Genomic DNA, 18,317 nt, shown 5'->3' with positions numbered 1-18,317 from the left:
CCTGAGGTATTTATGAGTAACAACCTCGACCAGCTCACCGATTGGTTGAAAGAGCACAAGATCACCGAAGTCGAATGCATGATCAGTGACCTGACCGGCATCACGCGCGGCAAGATTTCGCCTACCAACAAATTCATTGCCGAAAAGGGCATGCGCCTGCCCGAGAGCGTGCTGCTGCAGACCGTGACCGGCGACTACGTCGACGACGACATCTATTACGAATTGCTCGACCCGGCCGACATCGACATGATCTGCCGCCCTGACGAAAACGCCGTGTTCCTCGTGCCGTGGGCCATCGAGCCCACCGCGCAGGTGATCCACGACACCTACGACAAGAAGGGCAACCCGGTCGAACTGTCGCCGCGCAACGTGCTGAAAAAAGTGCTCAAGCTCTACGCCGACAAAGGCTGGCAGCCGATCGTCGCGCCGGAAATGGAGTTTTACCTCACCAAGCGCAGTGAAGACCCGGACTTCCCGCTGCAGCCGCCGGTAGGCCGTTCCGGTCGCCCGGAAACCGGCCGACAGTCGTTCTCGATCGAAGCGGCGAACGAATTCGACCCGTTGTTCGAAGACGTGTACGACTGGTGCGAGCTGCAGCAACTGGACCTCGACACGCTGATCCACGAAGACGGCACGGCGCAGATGGAAATCAACTTCCGTCATGGCGACGCCCTGCACCTGGCTGACCAGATCCTGGTGTTCAAGCGCACCATGCGCGAAGCAGCGCTCAAGCACAACGTGGCGGCCACCTTCATGGCCAAGCCGATGACCGGCGAGCCGGGCAGTGCCATGCACCTGCACCAGAGCGTGGTCGACGTGGCCACGGGCAAGAACATCTTCAGCAATGCAGATGGCAGCATGAGCGAACTGTTCCTGCACCACATTGGCGGCTTGCAGAAGTTCATCCCCGAGGCGCTGCCGCTGTTCGCCCCCAACGTCAATTCCTTCCGCCGCTTCCTGCCCGACACATCGGCGCCGGTCAACGTGGAGTGGGGCGAAGAAAACCGCACCGTCGGTTTGCGTGTACCGGATGCCGGCCCGCAGAGCCGCCGGGTCGAGAACCGCCTGCCGGGCGCTGACGCCAACCCCTACCTGGCCATCGCCGCCAGCCTGCTGTGTGGCTACATCGGCATGGTCGAAGGTATCGAAGCCAGTGCGCCGGTGCAGGGCCGTGGTTACGAACGGCGCAACCTGCGCCTGCCGCTGACCATCGAAGATGCCCTGGAGCGCATGGAGAACAGCCGTGCGCTGGTGCAGTACCTGGGCAAGAAATTCATTACCGGCTATGTCGCCACCAAGCGCGCCGAGCACGAGAACTTCAAACGTGTAATCAGCTCCTGGGAGCGTGAGTTCCTGCTGTTTGCTGTCTGATCAACCCTGGCGCCGCAGGTGCGCGGCGGCCGAACTACGGAGAAGCCCATGAGCGTCAACAACCCGCAAACCCGTGAATGGCAAGCCCTGAGCGGGGAGCATCACCTGGCACCTTTCAGTGACTACAAGCAGCTGAAAGAGAAGGGGCCACGCATCATCACCAAGGCCCAGGGTGTGCATTTGTGGGACAGCGAGGGGCACAAGATTCTCGATGGCATGGCCGGCCTGTGGTGCGTGGCCGTTGGCTATGGCCGCGAAGAGCTGGTGCAGGCGGCAGAGAAGCAGATGCGTGAACTGCCGTACTACAACCTGTTCTTCCAGACCGCCCACCCGCCGGCGCTGGAGCTGGCCAAGGCGATCACCGAGGTGGCGCCGCAAGGCATGACCCATGTGTTCTTCACCGGCTCCGGCTCCGAAGGCAACGACACGGTGCTGCGTATGGTCCGCCATTACTGGGCGCTGCAGGGCAAGCCGCAGAAGCAGACCATCATCAGCCGCATCAACGGTTACCACGGTTCGACCGTCGCCGGCGCGAGCCTGGGTGGCATGAGCGGCATGCACGAGCAGGGTGGCCTGCCGATTCCGGGCATCGTGCACATCCCGCAGCCGTACTGGTTCGGCGAAGGCGGCGACATGACGGCGGACGAATTCGGGGTGTGGGCTGCCGAACAGCTGGAGCAGAAAATTCTGGAGGTCGGCGAGGACAACGTTGCTGCGTTCATCGCCGAGCCCATCCAGGGGGCCGGCGGCGTGATCATCCCGCCTGAGACCTACTGGCCGAAGGTGAAGGAGATTCTGGCTCGTTACGACATCCTGTTCGTCGCCGACGAAGTGATCTGCGGTTTTGGCCGGACCGGCGAGTGGTTCGGTTCCGACTACTACGGGCTGCAGCCCGACCTGATGACCATCGCCAAGGGCCTGACCTCCGGGTACATCCCCATGGGCGGGGTGATCGTGCGGGACACCGTGGCCAAGGTCATCAGCGAAGGGGGTGAGTTCAACCACGGTTTCACCTATTCGGGCCACCCGGTGGCCGCCGCCGTAGGCCTGGAAAACCTGCGCATCCTGCGCGACGAGCACATCGTCGAGAAGGCGCGCACGGAAGCGGCACCGTATTTGCAAAAGCGTTTGCGTGAGCTGCAGGACCACCCGCTGGTGGGCGAGGTACGCGGCCTGGGCCTGCTCGGCGCGATCGAGCTGGTCAAGGACAAGGCCACCCGCAGCCGTTACGAAGGCAAGGGTGTGGGCATGATCTGCCGCAACTTCTGTTTCGAAAACGGCCTGATCATGCGCGCTGTGGGTGACACCATGATCATCGCGCCGCCGCTGGTGATCAGCCATGCAGAGATTGATGAGCTGGTAGAAAAGGCGCGCAAATGCCTGGACCTGACACTCGAAGCGATTCGGTGAGCGTTTGCTAGGCTAGCGAAGTGACATTAAGTCGTTACCAGGCCCTGCTTTCCTTGATACAGGGCCCGGTAACTTGCCAGACTAGCGACTGTTTCAGTCGCCGCACGCTCTGCACCGTGGGTTCTGGCAGCTGAACGGAAGGCTAAACAAAAATTCTGGAGCATTACGCATGAAGAAAATGGGCAAGACGTTGCTGGCCGCCGCCCTGATGGGCGCCATGGCCTCCGCTGTTCAGGCTGAAGACAAGGTGTTGAACGTCTACAACTGGTCGGACTACATCGCTCCGGACACCATCGCCAAGTTCGAGAAACAGACAGGCATCAAGGTCAAGTACGATGTCTTCGACAGCAACGAAACCCTCGAGGCCAAGCTGCTGGCCGGCAAGTCGGGCTACGACATCGTGGTGCCGTCCAACAACTTCCTGGCCAAGCAGATCAAGGCTGGTGTGTACGAAGAGCTGGACCGCTCCAAGCTGCCGAACTGGAAAAACCTCGACCCCGACCTGCTCAAGGCCGTGGGCGATGCCAGTGACAAGGGCAACAAGCACGCCTTCCCGTACATGTGGGGCTCGATCGGCATCGGCTACAACCCGGAGAAGGTCAAGGCCGCGCTGGGTGTGGACAAAATCGACTCGTGGGACGTGGTGTTCAAGCCAGAGAACATCGCCAAGCTCAAAAGCTGCGGCGTGAGCTTCCTCGACGCGCCGACCGAAATGCTGCCGGCCGCGCTGCACTACCTGGACCTGCCGACCGACAGCACCAAGAAGGATGACCTGAAGGCTGCCGAGGACCTGTTCCTCAAGATCCGCCCTTCGATCACCTACTTCCACTCGTCCAAGTACATTGGCGACATGGCCAACGGCAACATCTGCGTGGCCGTTGGCTACTCGGGTGACCTGGAGCAGTCCAAGGCCCGTGCCCATGAAGCCGGCGACAAGGTCAAAGTGGACTACGTGATTCCGAAAGAAGGCGCCGGTACCTTCTACGACATGGTCGCCATCCCCAAGGATGCCGAGCATAAAGACGCTGCCTACCAGTTCATGAACTTCCTGATGCAGCCGGAAATCATGGCTGAAATCACCAACGCCGTGCGCTTCCCGAACGGTAACCAGGCCGCGACCCCGTTGGTCGACAAAGACATCACCAGCGACCCGAGCATCTACCCGCCTGCCGACGTGAAGAAAAAGCTGTACGCGATCGCCGCGCCTGATGCTTCGGTACAGCGTGTGATCACCCGCAGCTGGACCAAGATCAAATCGGGCAAATAAGCCCGGTGGCAGTACCTCCGGGCCGGTAAATGCCGGCCCAGAGGCTTTGGAAGGCAATTGTTCATTGCGGCATCGAAGCTGCGAAGGTAAGTTGCGCGCCGGTTTTGCGTGTGCGGCAGCATTGTCGCTACCCAGGCACTGATTGTGAGGACCACCCACTTGTCTATTTCTGTATTCCGCAAGGCCTTGCTGGCCGGCGCGGGCCTGACGCTGGCATGCAGCGTCCAAGCGGCGCCAACGGTGCACTTCTATAACTGGTCCGACTACATCGGCCCGACCACACTCGCGGACTTCGAGAAAGCCACGGGCATCAAGCCCGTGCAGGATGTGTTCGACTCCAACGAAACTCTGGAAGGCAAGCTGCTGGCCGGTAATACCGGCTACGACGTGGTCGTTCCGTCCAACCATTTCCTCGGCAAGCAGATCAAGGCGGGCGCGTTCCAGAAGCTCGACAAGAGCCTGCTGCCCAACTATTCGAACCTGGACCCGGCGCTGATGAAGCGCCTGGAAAAGAACGACCCGGGCAACCAGTACGCGGTGCCCTACCTGTGGGGCACCAACGGCATCGGCTACAACGTCGACAAAGTGAAAGCCGCGCTAGGCGTGGACACCATCGACTCGTGGGCCGTGCTGTTCGAGCCCGAGAACATGAAGAAGCTGTCCAAGTGCGGGGTAGCCTTCCTCGACTCGGCGGACGAAATGCTCCCGGCGGTGCTCAACTACATGGGCCTGAACCCCAACAGTACCAACCCCAAGGATTACGCCAAGGCCGAACAGAAGCTGCTGGCCGTGCGCCCTTACGTGACCTACTTCCATTCGTCCAAGTACATCACCGACCTGGCCAATGGCGACATCTGCGTCGCGGCGGGTTTCTCGGGTGATGTGTTCCAGGCCAAGGCCCGCGCTGAAGAAGCGAAGAAGGGCGTGAACCTGGCTTACGCCATTCCCAAGGAAGGCGGCAACCTCTGGTTCGATGTACTGGCGATTCCCAAGGACGCCAAGAACGTCAAAGAGGCGCATGCCTTCATCAACTATTTGCTGAAACCTGAGGTTATCGCCCAGGTCAGTGATTACGTCGGTTACGCCAACCCGAACCCCAAGGCTGGCGACCTGATGGACCAGGCCGTGAGGACTGACGCCGCGGTTTACCCACCGCAGGAAGTGCTGGACAAGATGTTCGTCAATTCAGAGTTGCCGCCCAAGGTGCAACGGCTGATGACCCGCAGCTGGACCAAGGTCAAGTCGGGCAAGTAACAATCCAGACCCGCGCCGGCGCCTGCCAGGCAGGCCGCGCGGGCACAAAAATCTTGTTGGGAGTTTCACTCATGGCAGTTGCCTCCGGTGCCTATAAAAAAGCCCTCGAGGGTGGCCAGCAACCCAAGCAGGTGCTGGTCAAGATCGACCGGGTCACGAAAAAATTCGACGAAACCGTAGCTGTGGACGATGTGTCCCTGGAAATCCGCAAGGGCGAGATCTTCGCCCTGCTCGGTGGCTCCGGTTCCGGCAAGTCCACCTTGCTGCGCATGCTGGCAGGCTTCGAACGCCCGACCGAAGGGCGGATCTACCTCGATGGCGTCGACATCACCGACATGCCGCCGTACGAGCGGCCGATCAACATGATGTTCCAGTCGTACGCCTTGTTCCCGCACATGAGCGTGGCGCAGAACATCGCCTTCGGCCTGCAGCAGGACAAAATGCCCAAGGCCGAGATCGACGCCCGCGTGGCCGAGATGCTCAAGCTGGTGCACATGACCCAGTACGCCAAGCGCAAGCCGCACCAGCTGTCTGGCGGCCAGCGCCAGCGCGTGGCCCTGGCCCGCTCGCTGGCCAAGCGCCCGAAGCTGCTGCTGCTTGACGAGCCAATGGGCGCGCTGGACAAGAAACTGCGCTCGCAGATGCAGCTGGAACTGGTCGAGATCATCGAGCGCGTGGGGGTGACCTGCGTGATGGTGACCCACGACCAGGAAGAGGCCATGACCATGGCCCAGCGCATCGCCATCATGCACCTGGGCTGGATTGCCCAGATCGGTTCGCCGGTCGATATCTACGAAACGCCTACCAGCCGCCTGGTGTGCGAGTTCATCGGCAACGTCAACCTGTTCGAAGGCGATGTGGTCGATGACGCCGAGGGCTACGCGATCATTGCCAGCCCGGAACTGGAGCGCAAGATCTACGTTGGCCACGGCATCACCACCTCGGTGGAAGACAAGCACATCACCTATGCCCTGCGCCCGGAGAAACTGCTGGTGACCACCAAGCAGCCGGAGTTCGAGCACAACTGGTCGCGTGGCAAGGTGCACGATATCGCCTACCTGGGTGGCCACTCGGTGTTCTACGTCGAGCTGCCCAGCGGCAAGGTGGTCCAGTCGTTCGTCGCCAACGCCGAGCGCCAAGGCGCGCGGCCGACCTGGGGCGATGAAGTGTATGTGTGGTGGGAAGACGACAGCGGCGTGGTACTGCGGTCATGAAACTGCGCAAGCTCAAGCGAGCCTTCCAGCGCATAACCCCGGAGGGGCGGCACCTGGTGATCGGCGTGCCGTTCATCTGGCTGTTCCTGTTCTTCATGCTGCCGTTCTTCATCGTGCTGAAGATCAGCTTCGCCGAAGCCGACGTGGCGATCCCGCCCTACACCGAGATCTACACATACGTCGAAGACAAGATCCAGCTGGTCCTGAACCTGGCCAACTACGGCTTGCTCACCGAGGATGAGCTGTATATTTCCGCCTACCTGGGTTCGCTGAAAATGGCGTTCTTCAGCACCCTGCTGTGCCTGCTGATCGGCTACCCGATGGCCTACGCCATTGCCAACGCCAAGAAGGAAACGCAGACGGTCCTGCTGTTGCTGATCATGATGCCGACCTGGACGGCGATCCTGATCCGCGTCTACGCCTGGATGGGCATTCTCAGCAACAACGGGCTGCTCAATGGCTTCCTGATGTGGACGGGGCTGATCGACCAGCCGTTGCAGATCCTCAACACCAACCTGGCGGTGTACATCGGCGTGGTCTATTCGTACCTGCCGTTCATGATCCTGCCGCTGTTCGCCAACCTGGTAAAGCACGACCCGTCGCTGCTGGAGGCCGCTTCGGACCTGGGTTCGAGTACCTTCAACAGCTTCTGGAAGATCACCGTGCCGCTGTCGAAGAACGGCATCATCGCCGGCTGCATGCTGGTGTTCATCCCGGTGGTGGGCGAGTTCGTCATCCCCGAGCTGCTCGGCGGCCCGGAAACCCTGATGATCGGCAAGGTGCTGTGGCAAGAGTTCTTCAACAACCGTGACTGGCCGGTGGCCTCTGCCCTGGCGGTAGTGATGCTGGCGATCCTGATCGTGCCCATCCTGCTGTTCAACCGTAGCCAGGCCAAAGAGATGGAGGGCCGCGCATGAAACGCTTCAGTTTCTCCAAGCTGATGCTGGTGCTGGGCTTGCTGTTCATCTACCTGCCGATGCTGATCCTGGTGATCTACTCGTTCAACGCCTCCAAGCTGGTGACGGTGTGGGGCGGCTGGTCGGTGAAGTGGTATGTCGGCCTGCTCGACAACACCCAACTGATGGGTTCGGTGATGCGCTCGCTGGAAATTGCCTGCTACACGGCGGTGGCAGCGGTGGCGCTGGGTACCCTGGCCGCGTTCGTGCTGACCCGCGTCACCCGCTTCAAGGGCCGCACGCTGTTCGGCGGCCTGGTCACCGCACCGTTGGTAATGCCCGAGGTGATCACCGGCCTGTCGCTGTTGCTGCTGTTCGTGGCCATGGCGCAAATGATCGGCTGGCCGCAGGAGCGTGGCATCGTCACCATCTGGATCGCCCATACCACGTTCTGCGCCGCGTATGTGGCGGTGGTGGTGTCGGCGCGCCTGCGTGAGCTGGACTTGTCGATCGAGGAAGCGGCGATGGACCTGGGTGCCAAGCCTTGGAAGGTGTTCTTCCTGATCACCATCCCGATGATCGCGCCATCGCTGGCGGCGGGCGGCATGATGTCGTTCGCGCTGTCGCTGGACGACCTGGTATTGGCCAGCTTCGTTTCCGGGCCTGGCTCGACCACCTTGCCGATGGAAGTGTTCTCGGCGGTGCGCCTGGGTGTGAAACCCGAGATCAACGCCGTGGCCAGCCTGATTCTGCTGTCGGTGTCGCTGGTGACCTTCTTTGTCTGGTTCTTCAGCCGCCGTGCCGAAGAGAACCGCCGCCGGGCGATTCAGCAGGCGATTGAAGAGGGTGCAGCAGCGAACGCTTCACAGCCGCAGGTCAAGCGCCCGACGCAAGTGGCGGCTTCGGCCTGATCCGGCCTTTTCGCGGGCTTGCCCGCTCCTACAGGTACAGCGCAAGTCTCAAGGCCTGCGCTGTACCTGTGGGAGCGGGCGAGCCCGCGAAGGCCCCAGCACCGATTCAAAGCCATACCGCATCCCAGTGTGGATAATCCCTGACACTCCGGACCAAGCCTGCCCTCAAGGGATTGGCAACGATGTACCGGGCCACATGCACCACATTCTCTTCCCGCCGCAGTGCATGGTCGTGATACCCCGGTTGCCATATCGGCTTGTGCCTGACACCTGCCTTGCGCAAGGCAATGGCTGTGCGTGATTTGAACTTGCGCATCAGTGTCGCCAATGCCACTTCCTTCAACTCGATTAGCCAATGCAGATGGTCGGGCATTACTACCCAGGCCAATGACCGGCAGTCCTTGATGCCATCGGATACCCGCAGGTGTCTGACCACCAGCCGGGCATGGTGAAAGTCGAGGAAAAGTGGCTTTCGCTGTTGCGTGATGGTGGTCAGCATGTAGAGCCTGCCTGGCTCGGAAAAGCGCCCACGGCGCAGCAGATGGGATTCGGCTAACGGCATTGTGATCTTCCTTGAAGTTGAACCTCCCTTTGAAAGTAGTGGCTGAAGCGGGGTGACCGGGTAGTTGGTGGTTTCCGGATATAACTGAAGCATGTGCTTGGCTGTGCCGGCCCTTTCGCGGGCACGCCCGCTCCTACAGGTACAGCGCAAGTCCCAGGGGCTGCGCTGTACCTGTGGGAGCGGGCAAGCCCGCGAAGAGGCCCTGATGGCGTACGACTTTTCATCAACCTGAGCCCAAAGCTTCAATCGGCGCTGCTTGGGAATTATCCTACGAGCCGCGTGGAAGCTGCTCTGTTGTAGGGCAAATGCCCCAGGGCTAACGTCGTAGGGTCGCCATTCATGGTGATCGGGTGTGAGAACCCGAACGATGTTGAACGGGCTTCCAGTCATGGCAGCCTACGTGGGCAGGCTTCGGCCTGGCCGGGTTCAATGTCCTCGGTTTCTCACCCCGCGTACGGCTGCCACCCCTTGTCCGTGAGAAAGACGAGTTGGTGGTCCAATTAACGACATTGGATTCCAACCATGACCAAGCACGACCTTGATTCTGCCCATCCGAGCTACAGCAGCACTGTCGGTAAAGAAACCTGCATGGAGCTTTTCCGCGTACAGGCCAACATTCCCTTCAATCATGCGTTCTCCGAACTCTCCGTCATGCTCGGCTGTATCAATCACCTGACAACCGAAGCCGAGATGGAAAATGATCGGCTGGCGGGTAGTGCAGCAAGAATTCTCAGTGGCTTTGCCAAAGCCCTCATTGATGACATTGAGCTTGGCCTTAATAAGGCCTCAGTTCAGGTCTGACCTGTACCGGCCCTTTCGCGGGCACGCCCGCTCCTACAGGTACAGCGCAAGCCTCAGGGCCTGCGCTGTACCTGTAGGAGCGGGCGAGCCCGCGAAGGCCCCAGCACCGATTCAAAGCCATACCGCATCCCAGTGTGGATAATCCCTGACACTCCGGACCAAGCCTGCCCTCAAGGGATTGGCAACGATGTACCGGGCCACATGCACCACATTTCCTTCCCGCCGCAGTTCATGGTCGTGATACCCCGGTTGCCATATCGGCTTGTGCCTGACACCTGCCTTGCGCAAGGCAATGGCTGTGCGTGATTTGAATTTGCGCATCAGTGTCGCCAATGCCACTTCCTTCAGTTCGATCAACCAATGCAGATGGTCCGGCATCACTACCCAGGCCAATGAACGGCAGTCCTGAATATCATTTGAGATCCGCAGATGTTTGACCACCAGCCGGGCATGGTGAAAGTCGTGGAAAAGTGGCTTTCGCTGTTGCGTGATGGTGGTCAGCATGTAAAGCCTGCCTGGCTCGGAAAAGCGCCCACGGCGCAGCAGATGGGATTCGGCTAACGGCATTGTGATCTTCCTTGAAGTTGAACCTCCCTTTGAAAGTAGTGGCTGAAGCGGGGTGGCCGGGTGGTTGGTGGTTTCCGGATATAACTGAAGCATGTGCTTGGCTGTGCCGGCCCTTTCGCGGGCACGCCCGCTCTTACAGGTACAGCGCGAGTCTCAGGGCCTGCGCTGTACCTGTGGGAGCGGGCGTGCCCGCGAAGAGGCCGGCGCAAGCGCCGAAACTGCCGAACTGACCCCCGTCAGTGATGTTTATCGAACCCTGAACTACGCTGACAGTCGCATCCCACAAACCATTTGTGCGCAAGCAAGGAGCCTGCATGACGTTGATACGTCCGCTGTCGGTCGTTTGCCTGGGGCTGCTGTGCATGCTCGCCGGGTGTAGCAAGGAAGAGGTGCCTGAAACATTGCCGCGGGTGGGCGTGCAGCAGGTTCAACCCACCGATTTCGCCGCCAGGGTCACCCTGACCGGCGATGTACAGGCGCGGGTGCAGACGGACCTGTCGTTCCGTGTGGGGGGCAAGATCATTTCGCGCAGCGTCGATGTGGGTGACCACGTCAAGGCCAACCAGGTGCTCGCACGCCTGGACCCGAAAGACCTGCAGAACAACGTGAATTCGGCCAAGGCCGAGGTGTTTGCCGCGCAGGCGCGGGTCACCCAGACCCGCGCGGCCTTCGTGCGCCAGCAAAAACTGCTGCCCAAGGGCTACACCAGCAAAAGCGAATACGATGCCGCCGAAGCGGCGCTGCGCAGCAACCAGAGCGCGCTCAAGGCGGCCCAGGCGCAACTGGCCAGTGCCAATGAACAACTCGGCTACACCGCGCTGGTCTCCGAGGCCGCCGGGGTGATCACCGCGCGGCAGGCCGAAGTAGGCCAGGTGGTGCAGGCGACCATGCCGATCTTCAGCCTGGCCGTCGATGGCGACCGCGATGCCGTGTTCAATGTGTACGAATCCTTGCTGGTGGCACCGCCCGGCAACGCCGAGATACTCGTCCGCCTGCTGGACGACCCCAAGGTCCAGGCGCGCGGCGTGATCCGCGAAATCACGCCCACCGTGTCGGCGCAAAGCGGCACGGTACAGGTCAAGGTGGCCCTGAAGGATGTACCCGCCGAAATGCAGCTGGGCGCGCCGGTGACGGCCAGCACCAGTACCGTGGGGCGGCCGAGCATCGAGCTGCCGTGGTCGGCCTTGACCAAGGCCCTGCACGCACCTGCCGTGTGGGTAGTGGGTGAGGGTGACAAGGTCGAACTGCGCAAGGTCGAAGTCGGCCGCTACCTGACTGGCAAGGTGGTCATCGCCAGCGGCTTGCAGGCGGGCGAAACCGTGGTGGTCAACGGCAGCCAGCTGTTGCACCCCGGCATGCAGGTGGAGAAGGTGGATGCCAAACGCCCAGGGGGTGAGCTATGACAAGGCTGCTGCTGATACTGTCAGCCGGCATGCTGCTGGCTGCCTGCGAGGGTGACGAGCAAGCCCCAGAGCCGATCCGGCCGGTGCTGTCGGTGAAGGTCGAGCCGCAGGTGCAGACGCAACTGGGCCGCTTCGCTGGCAATATCGAGGCACGCTTCGAGAGCACCTTGGGCTTCCGCGTAGCCGGGCGCATTGCCCGGCGTTGGCTGGACGTGGGAGCCCAGGTCAAACCGGGCGATACCTTGGCCACCCTCGACCCCACCGACCAGCAGAACCAACTGCGTGCCGCCGAAGGCGACCTGGCCAGGGTGCAGGCGCAATGGATCAATGCCCAGGCCGATGCCCGTCGCCAGCAACAGCTGTACGACCGTGGGGTGGGTGCCCAGGCGCAGCTGGATGTCGCCCAGACCAACCTGAAAACCACCAGCGCGACGCTGGAGCAGGCGCGCGCCTCTGTCAGCCAGGCCCGTGACCAGCTCGGCTACAGCACCCTGCGTAGCGACCATGCAGCGGTCATCACGGCCTGGCAGGCCGAGGCCGGGCAGACGGTCACCGCCGGGCAGGCCGTGGTGACCCTGGCCCGGCCTGATGTGAAGGAGGCGGTGATCGACTTGCCGATCAGCCTGGCAGAGCAACTGGGCAAAGGGCTGACATTCACCGTCGCTTCGCAACTCGACCCGACCATCAACACCACCGCTACCCTGCGCGAGCTGGAGCCGCAGGCCGACCCCACGACCCGTACCCGCCGTGCGCGCCTGACCTTGGCAAACACCCCGGCAGCCTTCCACCTGGGCACCGCGGTCAGTGTGACGCTGACCTCGCAAGTGTCGCCGCGCAGCGAGCTGCCCTTGAGTGCCTTGCTCGAACGCGACGGCAAGACCCAGGTGTGGGTCATCGACACCCGGCAGAAAACGGTCGGCACCCGTGACGTGACCCTGATCGACCGTACTTCCGACAGCATCGTCGTGGCCTCTGGCGTGCAGCCTGGTGAACGTGTGGTGACTGCGGGCGTGAACAGCCTCAAGCCTGGCCAGAAGGTCGCTTTCGACGAGGATGCGCAATGAAAGGAAGCTTCAACCTGTCCGACTGGGCACTCAAGCATCAATCGTTCGTCTGGTACCTGATGTTCGTCGCCCTGTTGATGGGGATTTTTTCCTACTTCAACCTGGGCCGTGAAGAAGACCCGTCGTTCACCATCAAGACCATGGTCATCCAGACCCGCTGGCCCGGTGCGACCCAGGACGAGACCCTGTACCAGGTCACCGACCGTATCGAGAAGAAGCTCGAAGAACTCGACTCGCTCGACTACACCAAGAGCTATACCCGGCCGGGTGAATCCACGGTCTACGTGTACCTGCGTGATACCACCAAGGCCGAGGATATCCCGCAAATCTGGTACCAGGTGCGCAAGAAGATCCAGGACATCCGTGGCCAGTTCCCTGCTGGCATCCAGGGGCCTGGGTTCAACGACGAGTTCGGCGATGTGTTCGGTTCGATCTATGCCTTCACCGCCGACGGCCTTACCCTGCGCCAGCTGCGTGACTATGTGGAGCAGGCCCGTGCAGAAGTGCGCGATGTACCCAATATCGGCAAGATCGAGTTCATCGGCACCCAGGATGAAGTGCTGTACCTGAACTTCTCCACCCGCAAGCTGGCCGCCCTGGGCATTGACCAGCGCCAGGTGATGCAGGCCCTGCAAGCGCAGAACGCGGTCACCCCGGCGGGGGTGATAGAGGCCGGACCAGAGCGCATCTCGGTGCGAACCTCCGGGCAGTTTGCCTCGGAAAAGGACCTGCAAACCGTCAACCTGAAGATCAATGACCGCTTCTTCCGCCTGGCCGATATTGCCGCTATCGAGCGCGGTTATGTCGACCCGCCTTCACCGATGTTCCGCTACAACGGCCAGACCGCCATTGGTCTGGCCATTGGCATGAAGGCCGGCGGCAACGTGCAGGCGTTCGGCGCCGCACTGAAAAAACGCATGGACCAGGTGACCCAGGACCTGCCGATAGGCGTTGGCGTGCACACCGTGTCGGACCAGGCCGTGGTCGTCAAGAAGGCGGTTGGCGGCTTCACCAGCGCGCTGTTCGAAGCGGTGGTGATCGTGCTGGCGGTAAGCTTTGTCAGCCTAGGCATGCGCGCGGGGCTGGTGGTGGCCTGCTCGATACCCTTGGTGCTGGCGATGGTGTTCGTGTTCATGGAATACAGCGGTATCACCATGCAGCGGATTTCGCTGGGCGCGCTGATCATTGCCCTGGGCTTGCTGGTGGACGATGCGATGATCACCGTGGAGGTCATGGTCACCCGGCTGGAAATGGGCGACAGCAAGGAGCAGGCGGCCACGTTCGCCTACACCTCCACGGCCTTCCCGATGCTTACCGGTACCCTGGTCACGGTGGCCGGCTTCGTGCCGATCGGCCTTAACGCCAGTTCTGCAGGCGAGTACACCTTCACCCTGTTCGCGGTAATCGCCGTGGCCTTGCTGGTGTCCTGGGTGGTGGCGGTGTTCTTCGCCCCGGTGCTGGGGGTGCACATCCTGAGCAGCAGCAAGGTCAAGGCTCACGAAGCCAAGCCTGGGCGCGTGGCCAGGGCGTTCGAGGGTGGGCTGCTGTGGTGCATGCGCCATCGCTGGCTGACCATCATCGGTACCATCCTGCTATTTGCCCTGGCGCTGTTCAGCATGCGCTTCGTGCAGAACCAGTTCTTTCCCGCGTCGGACCGCCCGGAGATCCTGGTCGACCTGAACCTGCCGCAGAACGCTTCTATCGAGGAGACGCGCAAGGTAGTCGACCGCTTCGAGGCGCGCCTCAAGGACGACCCGGACCTGGTGCACTGGAGCACCTACATCGGCCAGGGCGCCGTGCGGTTCTACCTGCCGCTCGACCAGCAGTTGCAAAACCCGTATTACGCCCAGCTGGTGATTGTCAGCAAGGGCCTGGAAGAGCGCCAGGGCATGATCGAGCGCTTGCAGAAAATCCTGCATGAAGAGTTCGTCGGCATCGGCACCAACGTGCAATCGCTGGAAATGGGCCCACCGGTGGGGCGGCCGATCCAGTACCGCGTCAGCGGCACCAGTATCGACGAGGTGCGCAAGCACGCCATCGACCTGGCGACCTTGCTCAACCAGAACCGCAACATAGGCGAGATGATCTACGACTGGAACGAGCCTGGCAAAGTACTGCGCGTGGACATTGCCCAGGACAAGGCGCGGCAGCTGGGGCTGTCGTCGGAAGATGTGGCCAACGTGATGAACAGCATCGTCAGCGGTGTGCAGATCACCCAGGTCAACGACAGCATCTACCTGATCGACGTGGTCGCGCGTGCCGAGGACAGCGAGCGTGGTTCGCCCGATACCCTGCAGAACCTGCAGATCCTGACCTCCAACGGCACCTCGATTCCGCTGCTGTCGTTTGCCACCGTGCGCTACGAGCTGGAGCAGCCGCTGGTATGGCGGCGTGACCGCAAGCCAACCATCACCATCAAGGCCTCGGTCAACGGCGACATTCAACCGACCGACCTGGTGGCGCAACTGAAGCCGAAAATCGACGAGTTCGCCAGCAAACTGCCGGTAGGCTACGAAGTGGCCACGGGCGGTACCGTGGAGGAGAGTGGCAAGGCCCAAGGGCCGATCGCCAAGGTCATCCCGCTGATGCTGTTCCTCATGGCCACGTTCCTGATGATCCAGCTGCACAGCGTGCAGAAGCTGTTCCTGGTAATCAGCGTGGCGCCACTGGGGCTGATCGGCGTGGTGCTGGCGCTGGTGCCTACCGGTACGCCGATGGGCTTCGTGGCGATTCTCGGCATCCTGGCGCTCGCCGGTATCATCATCCGCAACTCGGTGATTCTGGTTACCCAGATCGATGAGTTCGAGGCGCAGGGCTATGCCCCTTGGGACGCGGTGGTGGAGGCCACCAACCACCGTCGCCGGCCGATCCTGCTGACGGCAGCCGCAGCGAGCCTGGGCATGATCCCGATTGCACGTGAAGTGTTCTGGGGGCCGATGGCCTACGCCATGATTGGCGGCATCATCAGTGCAACGCTGCTGACGCTGCTGTTCCTGCCGGCCTTGTACGTGGCCTGGTACAAAATCCGCGAGCCACAGAAGCAAAACTGAAGGCTCAAGGCTCTATCGCCGGCAAGCCAGCTCCCACAGGGGCCTCACAAAACTGAGAGGCAGTGACACGCCTGTGGGAGCCGGCTTGCCGGCGATAGGGCCCTCGAACCAGAAAAATAAAACGGTTATATAAAAATTCTTAAATAGTATTTTTAAGAATAAAAGCCCCTCGCTACTATTGCCCTCAAGCCAGGCAATACCCCTTCAAATCCCCGCCCGGCATCTCACGCCAAGGAGAACGAGCATGAGTGCACCGCTGCGTAATATCGATGGTCAGGACGAAGCCAGCCTTTTGCGGGAGATCCAGAACGCCCTGCGCGACCTGCGCTTTGGCGCGGTGGAGATCACGGTGCATAACGCCCAGGTCGTGCAGATCGAGCGCAAGGAGAAGTTCCGCCTGCAACAGCCGGGCAACAAGGCCGGCTGAGCCCACCCCCTTTCAAAACTAGAACAAATGCCATCGGGAGCTTCACCATGTCCATCCGCCGTTATGCGCTCGCCGCCCTGGCCAGTGCCGTTTTTGCCGGTTCCGCCATCGCCAAGGATTACGAACTGCTGAACGTGTCATACGACCCCACCCGTGAGCTGTACCAGCAATACAACGCCGAGTTCATCCAGCATTGGCAGCAGGCCCACCCGGGCGACACGGTGAAGATCCAGCAATCCCACGGCGGCTCGGGCAAGCAGGGCCGGGCGGTGATCGACGGTCTGCGCGCTGACGTGGTGACCCTGGCGCTGGCCGGTGATATCGACGAAATCGCCAAGCTGGGCAAGACCTTGCCGGAGAACTGGCAAACCCGCCTGCCGGACGCCAGCACCCCCTATACCTCGACCATCGTGTTCCTGGTGCGCAAGGGCAACCCGAAAGGCATCAAGGACTGGGGCGACCTGATCAAGAACGACGTGTCGGTGATTACCCCCAACCCGAAAACATCTGGCGGCGCACGCTGGAACTTCCTTGCCGCCTGGGCTTACGGCCTGAAGGCCGGCGGCAGTGAAGACAAGGCCAAGGCCTATGTGCAGGAACTGTTCAAGCACGTACCGGTGCTGGATACCGGCGCGCGCGGTTCTACCATCACCTTCGTCAACAATGGCCAGGGCGACGTGTTGTTGGCCTGGGAAAACGAAGCGTTCCTGGCACTGAAGGAAGACGGCGGTGCCGACAAGTTCGAGATCGTCGTGCCGTCGCTGTCGATTCTCGCCGAGCCGCCGGTGGCGGTGGTGGACAAGAACGCCGAGAAGAAAGGCAATACCGCGATTGCCACCGAATACCTCAAGCACCTGTACAGCCCGGCTGGGCAGAAAATTGCCGCCGAGAACTTCTACCGCCCGCGTGATGAAAAGGTCGCTGCCGAGTTTGGCAAGCAGTTCCCGAAACTGGACCTGGTGACCATCGACAAGGACTTTGGTGGCTGGAAGACTGCACAACCGAAATTCTTCAATGATGGCGGTGTGTTCGACCAGATCTATCAGGCACAGTAATGGCGACGCGGTCTCTGTGGGAGCGGGCGTGCCCGCGAAGAATCCAACGCGGTGGCTGGCACCGGCTACGCCGGTGTTCGCGGGCATGCCCGCTCCCACAAGGACCTCGCTAAATCAATGAGTTATGTATTGTTCTGTGGGAGCTGGCTTGCCGGCGATGGGCTGCAACGCAGCCCAGGATTCAAATGCCTGTACCGACCCCGGATCGATACTGGGCCGAGTGCATTCAACCAGGGATATTTATGTCACGTCGCATTTCCCCCGTCATACCCGGCTTCGGGCTGACGCTGGGCTACACCTTGGTGTACCTCAGCCTGATCGTGCTGATACCGCTGGCGGCCATGTTCATCCATGCCTCGCAGCTGACCTTCGAGCAGTTCTGGAACATCATCAGTGCGCCGCGGGTAATCGCCGCGCTCAAACTGAGTTTCGGCACTGCCCTGTTCGCGGCCATCATCAATGGTGTGATTGGCACCCTGCTGGCCTGGGTGCTGGTGCGCTACACCTTCCCGGGGCGCAAGGTCATCGATGCGATGATCGACCTGCCGTTCGCCCTGCCCACGGCCGTTGCCGGTATCGCTCTGACCGCGCTTTACGCCCCCCAGGGCTGGGTCGGTCAGTTCGCCACCGACCTGGGCTTCAAGATCGCCTACACCCCACTGGGCATCACCCTGGCGCTGACGTTCGTCACCCTGCCGTTCGTGGTACGCACCGTGCAGCCGGTTCTGGCCGACATCCCGCGTGAAGTGGAAGAGGCTGCGGCCTGCCTGGGTGCCAAGCCGCTGCAGGTGTTCCGCCACATCCTGGCGCCGGCCCTGCTGCCCGCCTGGCTGACCGGCTTTGCCCTGGCCTTCGCCCGTGGCGTGGGCGAGTACGGTTCGGTGATTTTCATTGCTGGCAACATGCCAATGAAGACCGAGATCCTGCCGCTGCTGATCATGGTCAAGCTCGACCAGTACGACTACACCGGGGCCACCGCCATTGGCGTGCTGATGCTGGTGGTTTCCTTCATCCTGCTGCTGCTGATCAACCTGCTGCAGCGCCGTATCGAAACCCCTTGAAGGA

The 18,317-nt window shown here is 61.5% G+C and carries 16 protein-coding genes; 14 read left to right on the top strand and 2 right to left on the bottom strand.

Annotation, left to right across the window (positions count from 1 at the left end; translation table 11 throughout):
* Positions 1-12: 12 nt before the first annotated feature.
* From AACG97_RS26870 to AACG97_RS26840, 7 genes are all read left to right on the top strand, one after another.
* Positions 13-1,371: a glutamine synthetase family protein gene (locus tag AACG97_RS26870; RefSeq protein ID WP_009681719.1), complete on the top strand. Its 1,359-nt coding sequence runs from the start codon at positions 13-15 to the stop codon at positions 1,369-1,371.
* A gap of 48 nt (positions 1,372-1,419) precedes the next feature.
* Positions 1,420-2,781, top strand: coding sequence for an aspartate aminotransferase family protein (locus AACG97_RS26865; RefSeq protein ID WP_054905163.1), 1,362 nt, complete (start codon positions 1,420-1,422; stop codon positions 2,779-2,781).
* 169 nt (positions 2,782-2,950) lie between these two features.
* Positions 2,951-4,048, top strand: coding sequence for a polyamine ABC transporter substrate-binding protein (locus AACG97_RS26860; protein ID WP_232554998.1), 1,098 nt, complete (start codon positions 2,951-2,953; stop codon positions 4,046-4,048).
* Between the two features lie 159 nt (positions 4,049-4,207).
* The gene (locus AACG97_RS26855) at positions 4,208-5,302 is read left to right on the top strand and encodes a polyamine ABC transporter substrate-binding protein (RefSeq protein WP_009681716.1); all 1,095 of its coding nucleotides are present in this window, start codon (positions 4,208-4,210) and stop codon (positions 5,300-5,302) included.
* A 71-nt stretch (positions 5,303-5,373) separates the two neighbouring features.
* Positions 5,374-6,516 (top strand): polyamine ABC transporter ATP-binding protein, encoded by a 1,143-nt coding sequence (gene potA, locus AACG97_RS26850; protein ID WP_009681715.1) that lies wholly within the window; start codon positions 5,374-5,376, stop codon positions 6,514-6,516.
* Entirely contained in the window at positions 6,513-7,433 is a 921-nt protein-coding gene (locus AACG97_RS26845) for an ABC transporter permease subunit (protein WP_009681714.1), read from the top strand. Before potA ends, AACG97_RS26845 begins: the two co-directional genes overlap by 4 nt.
* Positions 7,430-8,323 carry an ABC transporter permease subunit gene (locus AACG97_RS26840; protein WP_054905162.1) on the top strand — a complete coding sequence of 298 codons (894 nt, stop codon included), beginning with the start codon at positions 7,430-7,432 and terminating at the stop codon, positions 8,321-8,323. Before AACG97_RS26845 ends, AACG97_RS26840 begins: the two co-directional genes overlap by 4 nt.
* Positions 8,324-8,429: 106 nt before the next feature.
* Here the strand turns inward: AACG97_RS26840 and AACG97_RS26835 are convergent, their stop codons facing one another.
* Positions 8,430-8,885, bottom strand: a complete 456-nt coding sequence (locus tag AACG97_RS26835) for an REP-associated tyrosine transposase (RefSeq protein ID WP_144189493.1) — start codon at positions 8,883-8,885, stop codon at positions 8,430-8,432.
* 522 nt (positions 8,886-9,407) lie between these two features.
* Between AACG97_RS26835 and AACG97_RS26830 the strand changes: the two genes are divergently transcribed.
* The gene (locus tag AACG97_RS26830; RefSeq protein ID WP_225786196.1) at positions 9,408-9,686 is read left to right on the top strand and encodes a DUF3077 domain-containing protein; all 279 of its coding nucleotides are present in this window, start codon (positions 9,408-9,410) and stop codon (positions 9,684-9,686) included.
* 111 nt (positions 9,687-9,797) lie between these two features.
* On the opposite strand, the gene AACG97_RS26825 is transcribed toward AACG97_RS26830, so the two are convergent.
* Positions 9,798-10,253, bottom strand: a complete 456-nt coding sequence (locus AACG97_RS26825; RefSeq protein ID WP_009683713.1) for an REP-associated tyrosine transposase — start codon at positions 10,251-10,253, stop codon at positions 9,798-9,800.
* A gap of 314 nt (positions 10,254-10,567) precedes the next feature.
* On the opposite strand from AACG97_RS26825, the gene AACG97_RS26820 reads away from it, so the two are divergent.
* The 6 genes from AACG97_RS26820 to cysT all read left to right on the top strand — a co-directional run bounded on the left by AACG97_RS26820 (position 10,568) and on the right by cysT (position 18,313).
* Positions 10,568-11,656, top strand: coding sequence for an efflux RND transporter periplasmic adaptor subunit (locus AACG97_RS26820; protein WP_029887456.1), 1,089 nt, complete (start codon positions 10,568-10,570; stop codon positions 11,654-11,656).
* Entirely contained in the window at positions 11,653-12,720 is a 1,068-nt protein-coding gene (locus AACG97_RS26815) for an efflux RND transporter periplasmic adaptor subunit (protein ID WP_029887457.1), read from the top strand. The genes AACG97_RS26820 and AACG97_RS26815 overlap by 4 nt, the downstream gene beginning before the upstream one ends.
* Complete coding sequence (locus tag AACG97_RS26810; RefSeq protein ID WP_047150073.1) at positions 12,717-15,770, top strand: efflux RND transporter permease subunit; 3,054 nt, start codon at positions 12,717-12,719, stop codon at positions 15,768-15,770. Before AACG97_RS26815 ends, AACG97_RS26810 begins: the two co-directional genes overlap by 4 nt.
* 244 nt (positions 15,771-16,014) lie before the next feature.
* A complete protein-coding gene (oscA, locus tag AACG97_RS26805; RefSeq protein ID WP_009683706.1) occupies positions 16,015-16,197 on the top strand; it encodes a sulfur starvation response protein OscA in 183 nt (60 codons plus the stop codon).
* 47 nt (positions 16,198-16,244) lie between these two features.
* Positions 16,245-17,252, top strand: a complete 1,008-nt coding sequence (locus tag AACG97_RS26800) for a sulfate ABC transporter substrate-binding protein (RefSeq protein ID WP_029887962.1) — start codon at positions 16,245-16,247, stop codon at positions 17,250-17,252.
* Between the two features lie 242 nt (positions 17,253-17,494).
* Entirely contained in the window at positions 17,495-18,313 is an 819-nt protein-coding gene (cysT, locus tag AACG97_RS26795; RefSeq protein WP_009683704.1) for a sulfate ABC transporter permease subunit CysT, read from the top strand.
* Positions 18,314-18,317 lie beyond the last annotated feature (4 nt).

It is taken from the genome of Pseudomonas sp. Nvir, from assembly GCF_963778085.1.
GTDB classification, from domain to species: domain Bacteria; phylum Pseudomonadota; class Gammaproteobacteria; order Pseudomonadales; family Pseudomonadaceae; genus Aquipseudomonas; species Aquipseudomonas juntendi.
Note: the sequence above shows the minus strand (reverse complement) of the source record. Positions and strands in the feature narration are given on the sequence as shown.